Annotated in this window: 19 protein-coding genes and 2 pseudogenes; 12 read left to right on the plus strand and 9 right to left on the minus strand. The window is 41.1% G+C overall.

The window, feature by feature from the left end:
- A partial coding sequence (locus V7L05_RS18640; protein WP_335166138.1) for an SDR family oxidoreductase occupies positions 1 to 526 on the plus strand: 526 nt, incomplete at its 5' end.
- 83 nt (positions 527 to 609) lie between these two features.
- Positions 610 to 834, plus strand: coding sequence for a hypothetical protein (locus V7L05_RS18645; protein WP_335166140.1), 225 nt, complete (start codon positions 610 to 612; stop codon positions 832 to 834).
- 10 nt (positions 835 to 844) lie between these two features.
- On the opposite strand, the gene V7L05_RS18650 is transcribed toward V7L05_RS18645, so the two are convergent.
- The 4 genes from V7L05_RS18650 to V7L05_RS18665 form a co-directional block, all read right to left on the minus strand.
- A complete protein-coding gene (locus tag V7L05_RS18650; RefSeq protein WP_335166142.1) occupies positions 845 to 1,276 on the minus strand; it encodes a hypothetical protein in 432 nt (143 codons plus the stop codon).
- Positions 1,277 to 1,363: 87 nt separating this feature from the next.
- A complete protein-coding gene (locus tag V7L05_RS18655; protein ID WP_335166143.1) occupies positions 1,364 to 1,489 on the minus strand; it encodes a hypothetical protein in 126 nt (41 codons plus the stop codon).
- A gap of 98 nt (positions 1,490 to 1,587) precedes the next feature.
- Complete coding sequence (locus V7L05_RS18660; RefSeq protein WP_335166145.1) at positions 1,588 to 1,869, minus strand: hypothetical protein; 282 nt, start codon at positions 1,867 to 1,869, stop codon at positions 1,588 to 1,590.
- 118 nt (positions 1,870 to 1,987) lie between these two features.
- Complete coding sequence (locus V7L05_RS18665; protein WP_335166147.1) at positions 1,988 to 2,395, minus strand: hypothetical protein; 408 nt, start codon at positions 2,393 to 2,395, stop codon at positions 1,988 to 1,990.
- 107 nt (positions 2,396 to 2,502) lie between these two features.
- Here V7L05_RS18665 and V7L05_RS18670 point away from each other — a divergent pair.
- Together V7L05_RS18670 and V7L05_RS18675 are read left to right on the plus strand one after the other, a co-directional pair.
- Positions 2,503 to 2,841: pseudogene (locus tag V7L05_RS18670) on the plus strand (IS4 family transposase); the annotation flags it as partial.
- Positions 2,842 to 2,855: 14 nt separating this feature from the next.
- The gene (locus tag V7L05_RS18675) at positions 2,856 to 3,512 is read left to right on the plus strand and encodes a hypothetical protein (RefSeq protein ID WP_335166149.1); all 657 of its coding nucleotides are present in this window, start codon (positions 2,856 to 2,858) and stop codon (positions 3,510 to 3,512) included.
- A gap of 258 nt (positions 3,513 to 3,770) precedes the next feature.
- Here the strand turns inward: V7L05_RS18675 and V7L05_RS18680 are convergent.
- Positions 3,771 to 4,163: pseudogene (locus V7L05_RS18680) on the minus strand (transposase); the annotation flags it as partial.
- Positions 4,164 to 4,649: 486 nt separating this feature from the next.
- Between V7L05_RS18680 and V7L05_RS18685 the strand changes: the two are divergent.
- From V7L05_RS18685 to V7L05_RS18695, 3 genes are all read left to right on the plus strand, one after another.
- A complete protein-coding gene (locus tag V7L05_RS18685) occupies positions 4,650 to 4,871 on the plus strand; it encodes a hypothetical protein (protein ID WP_099103953.1) in 222 nt (73 codons plus the stop codon).
- A 497-nt stretch (positions 4,872 to 5,368) separates the two neighbouring features.
- Positions 5,369 to 5,656, plus strand: coding sequence for a hypothetical protein (locus tag V7L05_RS18690; protein WP_335166151.1), 288 nt, complete (start codon positions 5,369 to 5,371; stop codon positions 5,654 to 5,656).
- A 740-nt stretch (positions 5,657 to 6,396) separates the two neighbouring features.
- On the plus strand, positions 6,397 to 7,491 hold the full coding sequence (locus V7L05_RS18695) for a phosphotransacetylase family protein (RefSeq protein ID WP_335166152.1): 1,095 nt from the start codon (positions 6,397 to 6,399) through the stop codon (positions 7,489 to 7,491).
- 301 nt (positions 7,492 to 7,792) lie between these two features.
- Here V7L05_RS18695 and V7L05_RS18700 read toward each other — a convergent pair whose 3' ends face one another.
- Entirely contained in the window at positions 7,793 to 8,314 is a 522-nt protein-coding gene (locus tag V7L05_RS18700; RefSeq protein ID WP_335166154.1) for a DUF4188 domain-containing protein, read from the minus strand.
- Positions 8,315 to 8,413: 99 nt separating this feature from the next.
- On the opposite strand from V7L05_RS18700, the gene V7L05_RS18705 reads away from it, so the two are divergent.
- From V7L05_RS18705 to V7L05_RS18720, 4 genes are all read left to right on the plus strand, one after another.
- Positions 8,414 to 8,950, plus strand: coding sequence for a PadR family transcriptional regulator (locus V7L05_RS18705; protein WP_335166156.1), 537 nt, complete (start codon positions 8,414 to 8,416; stop codon positions 8,948 to 8,950).
- Positions 8,951 to 9,031: 81 nt separating this feature from the next.
- Positions 9,032 to 9,535: a DNA recombination-mediator protein A gene (locus V7L05_RS18710; RefSeq protein WP_335166157.1), complete on the plus strand. Its 504-nt coding sequence runs from the start codon at positions 9,032 to 9,034 to the stop codon at positions 9,533 to 9,535.
- Positions 9,536 to 9,608: 73 nt separating this feature from the next.
- On the plus strand, positions 9,609 to 10,007 hold the full coding sequence (locus V7L05_RS18715) for an MAPEG family protein (RefSeq protein WP_335166159.1): 399 nt from the start codon (positions 9,609 to 9,611) through the stop codon (positions 10,005 to 10,007).
- A gap of 141 nt (positions 10,008 to 10,148) precedes the next feature.
- Positions 10,149 to 10,640 (plus strand): YajQ family cyclic di-GMP-binding protein, encoded by a 492-nt coding sequence (locus V7L05_RS18720; protein WP_335166161.1) that lies wholly within the window; start codon positions 10,149 to 10,151, stop codon positions 10,638 to 10,640.
- Between the two features lie 174 nt (positions 10,641 to 10,814).
- On the opposite strand, the gene V7L05_RS18725 is transcribed toward V7L05_RS18720, so the two are convergent.
- The 3 genes from V7L05_RS18725 to V7L05_RS18735 are packed head-to-tail and all read right to left on the minus strand — an operon-like array spanning position 10,815 to position 12,004.
- Positions 10,815 to 11,372: a glutathione S-transferase family protein gene (locus V7L05_RS18725; protein ID WP_335166163.1), complete on the minus strand. Its 558-nt coding sequence runs from the start codon at positions 11,370 to 11,372 to the stop codon at positions 10,815 to 10,817.
- Between the two features lie 6 nt (positions 11,373 to 11,378).
- Positions 11,379 to 11,843 carry a hypothetical protein gene (locus V7L05_RS18730; RefSeq protein ID WP_335166164.1) on the minus strand — a complete coding sequence of 155 codons (465 nt, stop codon included), beginning with the start codon at positions 11,841 to 11,843 and terminating at the stop codon, positions 11,379 to 11,381.
- A gap of 11 nt (positions 11,844 to 11,854) precedes the next feature.
- Positions 11,855 to 12,004: a hypothetical protein gene (locus tag V7L05_RS18735; RefSeq protein ID WP_335166166.1), complete on the minus strand. Its 150-nt coding sequence runs from the start codon at positions 12,002 to 12,004 to the stop codon at positions 11,855 to 11,857.
- 382 nt (positions 12,005 to 12,386) lie between these two features.
- On the opposite strand from V7L05_RS18735, the gene V7L05_RS18740 reads away from it, so the two are divergent.
- On the plus strand, positions 12,387 to 13,112 hold the full coding sequence (locus V7L05_RS18740) for a tetratricopeptide repeat protein (RefSeq protein WP_335166167.1): 726 nt from the start codon (positions 12,387 to 12,389) through the stop codon (positions 13,110 to 13,112).
- Positions 13,113 to 13,278: the final 166 nt, after the last annotated feature.

A 13,278-nucleotide genomic window follows, 5' to 3' on the forward strand; every position in this document is an offset into this window, starting at 1 on the left:
TAGTCATGTTGCTCTCTTGGTGCTGTCTATTATCTATTCACAGCGTATACCGAGAGAGCTTTTTTACAACCTCACAGACTTTTCAAACACCCTCTCAGATGCTATTGATAAAATACGCCAAAAGTTTAGTGCGCCCAACGATTTCACATCTGTAGACGTGGCAAATGAACAGCTTGTAGAAAAATGGGCCCAAGACGTACTTCAAAAATATGAACCGCCAGATATAGTAATTAATAATGCGGCAATTACTAATTATCCAGCACCTTTGTGGGAAATACCATCCGAAGAATTTTCTGATTTAATAGATATCAATATCAAAGGAGTAGCGAATATAATTCGCCATTTCGTACCAGCAATGGTGAAAAAGAAACGGGGTATTATTGTTAACTTTAGTTCTGGCTGGGGACGTTCTACTTCACCCCCAAGTTGCACCATACTGCGCTTCCAAGTGGGCAATAGAAGGATTAACCTCAAGTCGCAAGTGACAAGTCGCAAGTCGCAAGTAAGTTTTGTAACGGGGATTTAGACCCCGCCACAAAACTTGCGGCTTGATAGAAGCCGGGGACTTAAACTGAACCGTTTGAGAGTTCTTCACTTGCGACTTGCGACTTGCGACTTGCGACTTTATTAACTCGTTCTTTGGCACAAGAATTGCCGAATGGTATGGCAGCGATACCCCTCAATCCAGGTATTATTCATACTGATATGCTTTCTATTAGCTTTGGAGAAGAAGCTGCTAATTATACACCCGTGTCTGATTGGGTATTGAAAGCTGTTCCGTTTATTCTCAATTTAAAACCCAAACATAACGGTATTCCCTTGACTGTACATTAAAGAGTGAATCTCAATTGCGTAGGCGTAGCCCGTCGTAGACATCGTTGCCATTAGGAGCCGACAGTTGAATCACCTCAGAAAAACGTGAATATTTAACCGCATCGGTAGGGGGATAATCCGCCGACACTGCAAGTAACCCAATTTTTATATCCTCGAAATAAATCACACCCCCAATACGTCCTTCAACTTGGAAAGGTCCATGAAATAAACGATAGTTTGGAATGTAGATCAGGAAAAAGCCAGTAATCTTGATTGCACTGCCAAACATCTGCTGACAAGTTTTGTGGAGTACAGCATCTAGGTATTGATTATCGGCAGGTTCACCCAGGTCAGTAAATTCTGGATGATCCGCAAAATGATCCATATAAAATGACCAGATATGGGACAAGTCTGCAACGTCCGTCAGTTTTTGCTTAAGTGACTGTAATCGGTCGATATTCATATTGTGGATATTGAGGAGATGGGGCAAACAGACAGTACTGTTAAAAAATTATCAATTATTTTTGCGTTAATGGGGGGTAAAGAATTGTCACCAAAGGGTTCTACTAAATGGTGAGGGAATCAACTGAGCAGTCTGATTCCATTTGCGAAGAAACTCATCTTCTAAACCTTGAGGAACAGAGAAGACATTGATCAGTACTACAGGTGAATCCATAAAGGCTGTTCTTTAAACTCTGTCATGCTAGACGATAGCATTCTCAAACAGAAGCTGGGATGTACCTATAGTAGGATTATACAAGTTTTAGATGCTGCTCACCGAGAAAAATCATCAACCCTCAACTCGCGCCAAACATCAGACGGTTGCCACCCAGAGTTACCCACAGAGCGGAGGGGGTGATAGTGTTCAGAAATGTATTCGGATTCGGAAACGTAGTCTTCAATGTACACAGGTGGATTTGGTTCAATTACTGGTTCAGGAATATTTTGGCTCTCAGGAATCTCAATGGGTTCAATCGGTGGTGGGGTTACTTCTGTTTTCTTGCGAACTGGATTAGAGGTTTTTTTGATGAGTCGTTTCATATCTATAGGAATCATTCGGCTTTCCACAAAGAACGGATATCCCAGAATACAAGAACTTATCAGCGAATCAGAGGCATTTTGCCAGAAAGTTGTATGGCTATTGGGTAGTGTAACCGAAAGTTAAAGATAATTTTTAGAGATTGCTCAGACGGGCTAACATCCCTAAACCTAAACCAAAGATTAAGGTAAGTCTCAAAATTAGCACAGTGTGCAACTGACTAAAAAATGGAAGTAATTGATTTTTGACTGCGACGGAACTAAAAGCACCAGCCCAAGCGATACTTAGTACTACCAATAAAACTACATATAATGTTATTCCTCCACTAAAAGTTAAAAGTAAAATTCCAGTTACACCGTGGCTTAATATGTAACACCAACCTAAAGTTTTAGCCCAACTGATAACGCCAAAAATTTTCCAAGCAAAACTACTAGTCAATGTTAAAGTCAAAAATATTAAAGTAACTCTGGATAAAGTAAAGGCACTGCCCTGCTGTAAAGCCTCATCCCAAACTGCTGTCCAAGCAAATAACCAGCCTAACATTCTTGAGGGGGGACAAAATACCCTGAAATAGATATAGGGCAACGAGTGTAGCAATTTGTGGTAAAACAAAAAGAGCATTTATTCGCAACAAGCTCTATTTAATGATAATATTACCTGAATTCTACGAAACAAACCTCAAGCGAGAATTGGGACGTGCAGAATATTTATTACTAAAAATCCTGATGAATTTATTACAATCTATTAAAACTGTTAGCATTGAAGCACTGGCTACTGCTTTACCTATCCCCATATTTTTTGAAAGTAGAATAAAGAAAGTTCAAAGATTTTTGTCTTTAAATTACATAAATATTGAAGAAATTTGGTTCCCAATTATTAAAAGCTGGTTAGAGATATATTTTCCCTTAAATGAAGTTATTTATTTAGTAATTGACCGGACTAATTGGGGGTGTATTAATCTGTTAATAATTAGTGTGGTTTGGGATAAAATCTTAATTTGTCAATGGCTGTAACCAATAAATTCAAGTATGCTGAATTTATCAGGCTACTAGTGCAGATTCCACAGGAGATAGCTTTGTTCAATATCAACTTTTATTTTTGTATCTGGTTAAAACAACGTTATACAGTCATTGGAGTTTTATTGCTTGCTATGTCTATTACAGCTTGCAACAACTCTGCTACATCACAACTAGCATCTGCCAATCGCCCAACGCTGGCAAATCTTTCGGACAGGTCTAATCCATCTTCTCCACCCAGCTCTGGCACACAAAATCCTGTAAATAACCAGTCCCAAGAACAACAAGCAGTCCAACTCATTCATGATTATTACGATGCCATCGCTCGCCAAGACTATAAACAAGCTTACTTGGCTTGGGATGGAGATGGTACTGCCAGTAAGCAATCATTTGAGGAATTTCAGCAGGGTTTTGCTAACATCGTATCCATTGTTGAAGAAGTCGGAAAACCGAGTTCTTTAGAAGGGGCAGCAGGCTCGCTATATATTGAAATTCCCGTTACTGTCACTTCTGTTAGTAGCAATGGAACTCCACAGCGTTTTCGTGGTAGCTATAAGCTGCGACGAGTCAATAACGTTTCTGGCTCAACTCCAAACCAACGTAGATGGCATATCTACTCGGACAATATTTCTCTTGAGCAGTAATTGGTTCTAGAAAAATTCGGAATCATCCTGAATGCTCTGTTACTTCCTTTTAACTGATTATAGATTTTTCAGGAATTTGGTGTTGGAGTTGTGAATCTATATAAATAATGCTTCAACACTATATCCAAATGACATTCATTTCTCTACATGCAAGATGGGAGAATAAAGAAATTGGGGTGCAGACCGTGAATAACAATAATCGGTGGTTTTCGTGGTTGAGTTGGGGTCTAGTACAGTACGGCGGAAATAAGCAGACCATTAAATAGCCAACACTTTGCCCTTATAAGTCCACTTAAAAGGTTTAGCCATTGTTTGATTAAAGTAGTCAATAAACTTGAGAATTCGATTTTTCAAATCATCCTGACTGACGAAACTGGCTCTTCTGAGTAACTTGCGAACCAAAATACTGAACCAAACCTCAATTTGATTAAGCCATGAAGAATGTTTAGGTGTGTAATGAAAGACAATTCGGTGTGCTGGGTTACTCAAAAAAGTAGTGCGGGATTTAATTGATTTAAGGATACCACTTTCTCCCTTAATACCCAGGTCAATATTCAAACCTTCTTTCTCTGCAACTAAACTCACTAGGGACTCAGACTGATGAGTGTTCAGGCAGTCCATAATTAGATGCCATTTGGATTTATTGGTGTGCTGCTTGCAGTGCCTGCGGCTTCAGAGTAAGTCTTTATTATTTTTTCTCGCTTTTTCGATGGAGTAAGGTTTCATTTTACCCGTTCATGCACTACTATGACTGTACCTCATTTACCTGCAATCTGCTGTATATAGAGGGCATCAACGACAGCAGAGTGTAAACTAGCCCTTGTCCCGCGCCTAAGAATTGAAACCATTTTTCTTGCTTTTCTATATGCTTTTCACGCCCTTTTTTCTCATATTTCTGCTCATGAATGCAAATCCAGGTACTTTTTCAAATTGGCGATCGCCTGTACCGTGGTAATTTACGTAATCTTAACATTTATATGGTTACATCAATTGCTTTTACTACTTAAATACTTTTTCGCTTTTGGTGTCACTTTTTTACGCTCCTATTTGTGTATTAGTGGTTTATCCCGATAGGTGCAAGATATAAGGAGACGCAATAATTGTAATAAAGGCATTTTATTCATTTGGAGGGGAATTATGTCAGCAAGAGTAGAGCGGCAGAATACTATCACTAGAAAGAATCTTGTTTCTAGCTTGATAATTGGGTTAATTGTTGGACTATTGGCTGGTCTTCCCTTGGGTTGGATAGCTCATCGGTTCTATGCTGAACGACGGTTAACTGATGTGTTAGTTTGTCGGGAAAAGAATCGGAACTTGCCGGAAGTTCAACTTCAGTCTCTTTGCGGGTCAAGATTCTAAAGTAAATCGCCAATAATCAATACCTGTCCATTCTCAGTATGTAGGGCAGACGGACACAGGTAGCGTTAAAGGTGCGAAGTCTGTCTTGCAGTCTAGGCTGGCAACCGGAAAGCGAAAACTAGCAAGTATAGTACGGTTGGTTGAGTGCTTTCTACGTCAGTATGTAGGACTATTAGCAAAGTAGCAACTCAAATATTTAGGTTCTTCAGTACGTATTATGCTGAACTTTTAATTAAAGTCAGTAGACCGAAAATTTCTGCGATCGCTCTGTGATGGATACCTGCACACTTTATTGTTGCCTAAAAAACTGTACTTTTTGATACGCTTTTTGAAAAACTCATTTGTAAATACAACATAAGTAAAACTAATATATTAGCCAAAAAGTTAAGGGTAGCTCTCGCAGCAGAAGTATGTTCTGGTGCTGTGTCTTGGAATTTTTGTAAAGTATTGGAGTGAAGAAGCAAAATTTTTGACTTAAAAGATTATTTAGTTTGACTATGACTGCAAATATGCCAGTTCTAACTGATAGTAAAACCTTGAACGAAGTAGTGAACTGTTTAACCGAAAACATTCCAATTCAGACTCAGGGCAAGTGTGAACAACAAAATATTTTTGAAATTTTAATTAGGGCAGCTACCCAAAGAGATAGCATAGAAAACACGAGTAAAGTATTAAAAAATGTTCCCACAAGTAACGATATTCGTTATCATTTAGAAAAATATTCCGACCTGAACTCTCTGGAATTAGATCTATTAAAAATCCTACCATTCGGCTTTTATTTGTAGCTTTGGCGTTTTTAATTATTAATATTTGGATTTATCTAGTATGGCATTATCTTAGCCGTTTAAAAAGAAGCTCTAGACAAGTTCTTTCTCATCTATTTACTCTCAAACAAATGCTTGAATTTTTACGTCAAACAGTAGACCGCAACTATGGGGTAGCCTGCGAAGTTTGTTTACCATCTGGCTGATTTTGGTTGATTTTTGGGGCTTATCTATAAGCGAATCTTATTACTCAACTCTCACAATCACCTTTTGTACATTTCCCAAAAACGGTATTATACACTACCATTTTTTCGGGAACTGTAACAGCTAGAAATCTAGAAGGCATTGAACGTAGTTTTAACAGACAATCTTTTTGATTCTAAAACCCAAAAAATTGGTCTAATCTGAAAACCTACCCATAAAAGGCTCCCCTGCTTATTTAGCTCCCGTGTACACACAAGTCGGAAAACCTGATCCAAATTGACTCTATAACCCACAGATTAAAACCTCACCCAAGATTACCCAAGAGTAAATCTTTCCCTCTCCGTGAGTTTGGAGAGGGACAGGTTTTGCATAACCAATCTTTGAGGTTTTTCAAGATTTTTGGGTAATTCGATGACTTGTGTGTACACCGTAGGCTTATTTAGAGGGTAATTGTGGGAAACCTTAATTTGTGAGAGCGAGAGGCTTTTGCCAGAAGGAACTAGAATTAGGAAACACCTAGCTGGGTTCTTCTGACTTTTGAAATTAGGAGTGCATGTGTGCCAAAATCCCCTAAATATTTGCTGATTGGATCAACCGAGACTTACAGCGGTAAATCTGCAACTGTTCTGGGTTTGTCTGATCAGCTACAGCAAAAAGGACTGGATATTACCTACGGTAAACCCCTCGGTACGTGTTTGAATTCGTCTAGTGGAACCGTAATTGAAGAAGATGTCCAGTTCATCGCTCTTAGCCTCAAATTGCCGGAAAACCGTGTTGCACCTACAATGCTGGCTTTGGATGAACTCAATGTGCAAAAGCGCTTACGAGGGGAAGACAAAACTGATTATCAGCAGTCCCTAATACAGCAATATTTACATAAGTCCCAAGGAGATTTGGTGTTACTGGAGGGGCCTGGTGATTTGTCCGAAGGCAATTTGTTTGACTTGTCTTTGCTGCAAATGGCTGAAGTATTAGATGCTGGAGTGCTGTTAGTAACCCGCTATAAATCCTTGCTTTCGGTTGAGGGGCTATTGGCTGCGAAAGGGCGTGTGGGCGATCGCTTGATTGGAGTTGTGATCAATGATATCCCACTCACCCAACTAGAAGCCGTTGACATTCTCTTGCGCCCATTTTTGGAACAGCAGGGGATTCCAGTGCTAGCAATGTTGCCAAATAGCGATTTGCTCCGCAGCGTCAGTGTTGGCGAACTAGTCAAGCAGTTAAAAGCTGATGTTCTCTGTCGCAACGATCGCCTAGATTTGTTGGTCGAGAGTTTAGCAATTGGAGCGATGAATGTCAACTCAGCCGTGAAATATTTCCGCAAACGTCGGAATATGGCAGTAGTAACAGGAGGCGATCGGGTGGAAATTCAGCAAGCGGCTTTGGAAACTTCTACCCAGTGTTTAATTCTCACCGGGCAACTACCACCCCCACCGTTCATTCTCAGTCGCGCTGAAGAACTAGAAATCCCCATTTTATCTGTTGACTTAGACACCCTCACCACTGTAGAAATTGTTAACCGCACTTTCGGGCAAGTCCGCCTCCACGAGCCAATTAAGGTTCAGTGCATTCGCCAGTTAATGTCTGAGCATTTTGACATTGACCGCCTGTTATCTAAACTGGATTTAACTCCCGCAGCCGCATTGTCTTAGATTCATCAATCTAAACAATTAAGAGCATCTATGTTCAGTTATCAAACAGAATTCAGGAGGAGCCAGTGCGGGAACAGGGGTTTCCCCAGGTGGAGCAACTGGCGTTCAGGAGTCAGAATACAGGAAAGGTATTCTGTACGACTGGTGAGCCAGCGCGAAGTGCGGGTCTGAATCCCCCACTGATAGCGTTCGCGCTTGCGTCTCGTAGAGAAGCGGTAGTGAGTCATCTCCCAAGGGGAGACGCTTTAGCGCAATGGGTGTCTTGATTCTGAATTCTGAATTCTGAATTCTGCATTCTTCTTCAACAGTTAGGAGGCTGTATTGCTGGTGAGGGTACAGCTGGTTCGCCGTCACCTCCCAGGCGACGGCGTGCTGTTTCCTTTCGTCCCATAGCTGGGACGTGCTTAGTTGCAGCAGCTAATCCAAAGACAGGCATATTCCCGTAAATCGCCTCATACTTTCCCGGTTCGATTAAATAAGTTTCGTGCCAAATGCCAACACTGCCATCAGCACCAATGGCTTGATTAAACCTTTGCCAAGCTTTTAGATGTGCATCAGCTGGATTTCTGGCAAAATGCTCCAAATCCTCGAACGATCGCCAATACTGAATCAGTCCCACTCCTCGCCAGTAAACAAAAGTTTCTCCCCCTAAAAACCCTTTTTCAGGATTCTGGTAAAGGCTTCGTAGCATAGGCGACATCGCCGTTGCAGTCGGAATCCATTTGGAGAAAGCGAATAATTTATTAATTCGCATCCCAATCAAAAACACAACAAAGGGTTCATTAATCTCGGCTGTAAATCTTCCTGGTATTACTTGAGGCATCTATTACTCACTCCTTGTTGTTTCAGTTTATTATGCAATTAGTTGCATATAATATCTTTATGCAATTAGTTGCATATGTCAAGTAGTGAATTAAAAATTATGGCATTAGCGCACGCAATATTAGCTGCTCTGGTTGATGCCCCTTGTAGTGGGTATGATTTAGCAAAACGATTCGATGGCTCTGTAGGCTTTTTCTGGTCAGCAAGTCACCAGCAGATTTATCGAGAGTTGTCAAAGCTAGAAGATCAAGGATGGATCAGTGCCGAGTCGATTGTCCAAACAGGACGCCCAGATAAAAGGCTCTACACCGTTACAGACTTGGGAGAACAGCAGCTCAAAGAGTGGATTGCTCAACCTTGTGAACCCACACCGATTAAAGATGATTTGCTGGTGAAAATTTTTGCTGGTCATATTGCTTCTAACCAAATGATCTTGGCAGAGCTTGAGCTTCACCAAAAAGCCCACTTAGAAAAATTATCTACATACAAGGATTTAGAACAAGAATGCTTTCAGAATCCGCAAGAACTCCCAGAATCAGCAAAATTTCAGTATTTGACTCTGCTGAATGGCATTACTTATGAAACACATTGGCTAGCTTGGTGTGACCAAGTAATCCAAACAATCAAAAAATTGTAGGAATGTCTAACTCAGGTTTGCCTCGCACCTACACGCTGTTTGGTAAAATATGTAGGTTGTTTAATTGGATTATCTCCATCTTTGACCCAATCAACAGACCTTATTAACCTCGATACATTAGCGCAAGAACTGGCGACAATACAGCAAACGGGTTCTAAAAGAATTGCCTTGCTGGGTTCTCGTCACGTCCCGATTACGCATCAGAGTCTTATTGAAATGATGACATATGCCCTAGTTTTATCGGGTAATCGAATCATTACTTCTGGTGCTATAGGTACAAATTCAGCTGCCATCAAGGGAGCAACCCGGGCTGATCCGAATTTGTTAACGGTGATTCTACCCCAAAGCCTGGAACGCCAGCCCTTGGAATCACGCCAGCAACTAGAACAGGTAATGCATTTAGTGGAAAATACCAATAATGATAATCTGTCCCTTGCTGAAGCTAGTTACCTGTGCAACAAGGAAATTGTCTCTCGTTGCCAGCAACTGATTTGCTTTGCGTTTCACGACAGTAGGACTTTGTTACAAACTTGTCAAGATGCGGAAGAACAAAGAAAAGTAGTGACTCTCTTCTACTTTGATTAGTCATTTGTCATTTGTCATTTGTCCTTTGTATTTGACTGATGACTGATGACTAATAACCAATGACTAATAAGTAATGATAATTTTTTTGTACTCGATCGCTGCTGCTGCCATTCTAATTTATGTGCCATTTTTGCTGGTAGCTTATGCCCGTATGCGTATGGGGTATGAAACATTTTCTACTCCTCGCGCTATGTTTGATAAATTGCCACCTTATGCCCAACGCGCGACTTGGGCACATCAGAACACCTTTGAAGCGTTTATGATATTTGCCGCAGCCGCATTGATGGCATATGTAACTGGTGTAAATTCTTCTATAGCACAAGTAGCTGCGATCGCCTTTGTAGTAGCCCGTTTGCTATACTCAATTTTTTATATTTTGAATATACCCCTTTTGCGAACTCTCATGTTTGGCATTGGCACCGTTAGCTCTGCCACTCTCATCTTCTTGAGCATCATCCAAGCTACTAGTTAATTGGGGAGTGGGGAAGGTGGGGTCCCCTCTGGGGATAAGGGGTAATGGAGAGTGGGGAGTGGGGACTAATACCCAATCCCCAATCTAGAATCGTTCGACTGAGCGTAGCCGAAGTCCAAAATCTAAAATCCAAAATGTTTTATGGCTTCTACTTTTTCTTTTGACATTGTGAGCGACTTTGACCAACAAGAGTTGGTTAATGCTGTCGATCAAGTTATACGAGACATCAAAGGTCGTTATGACCTCAAAGACACTCAAACTACTGTCGAGTTAGTCGAACAAAGCATTAATGTCAGCACCGACAGCGAGTTTACCTTAAATTCTATACACGACATCCTGCGCGAAAAAGCTGCCAAGCGTAATCTCTCCCAGAAAATCTTTGATTTTGGCAAAGTTGAATCAGCCAGTGGTAATCGCGTGCGTCAAGAAATCAAACTCAAAAAAGGCATTAGTCAGGAAATCGCCAAACAAATTTCCAAATTGATTCGTGACGAATTCAAAAAGGTACAAGCCTCAATTCAAGGGGATGCTGTGCGGGTTTCTGCCAAATCTAAAGATGACTTACAAGTTGTCATGCAGCGACTGAAACAAGAAGACTACCCTGTGGCTTTACAATTTACAAATTATCGCTAACAAATTCGTAATTCGTAGTTATAGCGTTTACTAATCACATGAGGCACATCATAGCCCCCTCTCGAAGAGCGGGGAGGGGGTTGGGGGTGGGGTTCTTGTATCTCACAAGGGCCGAGAACCGCTATAAGAATTCAATTACGACTTCCGACTTCCGACTTCCGACTTCCGACTTTTTTAAGTTTTTCCGCCAATACTTTTTTGAAATGCCGGACGCTCAGATAACTGCTTCATATAGTTCAACACGGCTGGGTAGGAACTAAGGTCTACCTTCAGGATCATAGGAATGTAATTCAGAATAGACCCCACTGCCACATCAGCAACAGTGAACTCATTGCCAAGTAAAAAAGGTTGCCTACTGAAAATTTCATTTAACGGAGTCAACAAGCGGGGCATTTCGCGCTCCCGATTCTCCTCTCCCAAAATCCCTGGAGCAAGGGTAGCATTGGCAAACAACACCCATTGGGAAAATACACCACGTTCCTCTGGTGAAAGTGGGCTTTTACTATACTTATCGGCAAGATATAGCAAAATTGCCCCAGATTCCCAAAGTATAAAATCCCCATCAACAATGGCTGGAACTTTACCAAATGGGTTAATTGCCAAATATGCAGGCTCGAGGTGTTCACCCGCCTGCATATCGAGTTTGACGAATTCGTAAGGAACTTTTATTTCCTCTAAATACCAGTAAACAATTGAGGCTCGACTACGAAGGCTACCGTAAAGTTTTAGCATAATTACTTAAAGAACTTTGTGAGTGTGAGAATGCTGTTTAACGTTGTCTTCTTTGGTAACAACTCTAGCGGCATTTAATACCCGCTTGCGCTCAATGGAATATTTAAAATCAGTGTAGTTTGTACCTAAGGGAATCAGGGATTTTGCAGATTGACGACGCTTGTAGGTACGAGCTGCTGCAAATGCCCGTGGCACAAATTCCTCTCCAAACTGAGCCGACTCTGGGAAGCCATCTGGCATCAGTTGTGAATCGCCATCCAGCAGAGTTCCCAAAGTTGTTGCATGAGCCAGCTTATAGGAGGTAGGAATGCCCTTTAAAAGCGCTTCCAAAGCCGCAGAGGGAATCGGTTCTATAACTTCGATTTGATAAACTTCTCCATCTTCTTTGACGAAGCAGGTTGCCAAGCCGATAACAATGTAATCATCGGTTGCTAAATCAGGGGCATTGGGATAGGAACTTGCGGTTGTCATCGGAAAATTTCTCAAAAGTTAAAAATTAAATCTAGAGATTGGGGCATTGGGCATTGGGCATGGGGCATGGGGCATTGGGCATTGGTTATTTTCCTCATCTCCCTCATCTCCCTTATCTCCCTCATCTCCCTTGTCCCCTTTCTCATCTGGCTTGTTGGCATTCTACCAATTTGTCGCTCTCACTACTTGACTAGTACAACACGGTGTAAATAAACCACACATTCCAAATCAATGAAACGCTTACGCTGTATACCTGTTTGAATTTTGAATTTTGAATTTTGAATTCCGCCTTGCGGTACTAATCTTTGAGATTGACTCTGCTATTTCTGGAATTCACCTTGGGGATGAAGTATTTATGATTAGGTTTGAGGATCAATTGTTTGTTTAGGGCGTAGATTTCTACTGGTGCGACTAGGTGAAGTTCTCTCTTAAGATGGCTTTCATGTAACCCTAAATACCTTAAGAATAGAGGCAGTGGTAAAACCACTAGCGAGAAAAAACTATAATTCGATTTTACAAAGCAGGTATTTCAGGCAGGGAAAGATGAATATTCACTCATTTTTAGCTGACGATGACCAGCAAAGCAAGCAAGACAAGTATGTATTAAATAGTATAAGTAAAGCCCAAGAACATCGGAAAAACGATCGCAGTAAATCTACTTTAGGGGATAGCTACTTACGCTCTTTTGCTTTGAGGTTGGCTCAACAAGGAGATTATACTGAAGCGATCGCCACCTTAACCCAACTAATTTCCCGCCATCCCCACAATGCCGTTGATTACAACAATCGAGGGCTGATTTATTTCCAAAGTGGTGAAGTGCGAAAAGCGTTTTGTGACTATAACACCGCCCTCAAACTTAATCCTAATTTGGCTAGTGCTTATAATAATCGGGCAAATTACTACGCTGCTTGTGGAGAATTAGCAGCAGCACTTGCCGACTACGATCAAGCGATTGATTTCAATCCTTGCCATATCCGGGCATGGATTAATCGAGGCATTACCTGGCGTGACTTGGGGCAATATTATGAGGCAATTGAGGATTTTGAGATCGCATTGCTTTTCGGTCAACTAGAAAGTCATATCTGGGCTGAACGCGGCAGGACTTACCATCTTTGGGGTGACTGGAATTATGCGATCGCTGATTATCGTCGCGCCCTCACTCAACTGCCCTCTCTCGACAACAGTAAGGATAATACTGGTTATCGCTTGCGTTTACAACTCGAAAATTGGCTAAACGAGTTGCTATCTGATCAGCGTCCTAGTTGGTAGATTCTTCATTTTGAATTGGAGCAAAGCGACGCTGTATCATTAATAACTAATAGATGATAACTACATAGCTATTCAAGAATTAGCTATTAACCATTATTTATTAGCAATAATATAAATTAACACCCGGTTTATATGTAGCCAAAATCACAAGAAACCTAAATAATCC

The sequence above is a fragment of the Nostoc sp. genome, from assembly GCF_036917755.1.
GTDB lineage: Bacteria > Cyanobacteriota > Cyanobacteriia > Cyanobacteriales > Nostocaceae > Nostoc.

Coding starts and splice junctions, on each gene's coding strand:
- V7L05_RS18650 (WP_335166142.1), bottom strand. CDS start 1,276: ATGAATATCGACCGATTACAGTCACTTAAGCAAAAACTGACGGACGTT.
- V7L05_RS18655 (WP_335166143.1), bottom strand. CDS start 1,489: ATGGATTCACCTGTAGTACTGATCAATGTCTTCTCTGTTCCTCAAGGT.
- V7L05_RS18660 (WP_335166145.1), bottom strand. CDS start 1,869: ATGATTCCTATAGATATGAAACGACTCATCAAAAAAACCTCTAATCCA.
- V7L05_RS18665 (WP_335166147.1), bottom strand. CDS start 2,395: ATGTTAGGCTGGTTATTTGCTTGGACAGCAGTTTGGGATGAGGCTTTA.
- V7L05_RS18675 (WP_335166149.1), top strand. CDS start 2,856: ATGGCTGTAACCAATAAATTCAAGTATGCTGAATTTATCAGGCTACTA.
- V7L05_RS18685 (WP_099103953.1), top strand. CDS start 4,650: ATGTCAGCAAGAGTAGAGCGGCAGAATACTATCACTAGAAAGAATCTT.
- V7L05_RS18690 (WP_335166151.1), top strand. CDS start 5,369: ATGACTGCAAATATGCCAGTTCTAACTGATAGTAAAACCTTGAACGAA.
- V7L05_RS18700 (WP_335166154.1), bottom strand. CDS start 8,314: ATGCCTCAAGTAATACCAGGAAGATTTACAGCCGAGATTAATGAACCC.
- V7L05_RS18705 (WP_335166156.1), top strand. CDS start 8,414: ATGGCATTAGCGCACGCAATATTAGCTGCTCTGGTTGATGCCCCTTGT.
- V7L05_RS18715 (WP_335166159.1), top strand. CDS start 9,609: ATGATAATTTTTTTGTACTCGATCGCTGCTGCTGCCATTCTAATTTAT.
- V7L05_RS18720 (WP_335166161.1), top strand. CDS start 10,149: ATGGCTTCTACTTTTTCTTTTGACATTGTGAGCGACTTTGACCAACAA.
- V7L05_RS18725 (WP_335166163.1), bottom strand. CDS start 11,372: ATGCTAAAACTTTACGGTAGCCTTCGTAGTCGAGCCTCAATTGTTTAC.
- V7L05_RS18730 (WP_335166164.1), bottom strand. CDS start 11,843: ATGACAACCGCAAGTTCCTATCCCAATGCCCCTGATTTAGCAACCGAT.
- V7L05_RS18735 (WP_335166166.1), bottom strand. CDS start 12,004: ATGCCAACAAGCCAGATGAGAAAGGGGACAAGGGAGATGAGGGAGATA.
- V7L05_RS18740 (WP_335166167.1), top strand. CDS start 12,387: ATGAATATTCACTCATTTTTAGCTGACGATGACCAGCAAAGCAAGCAA.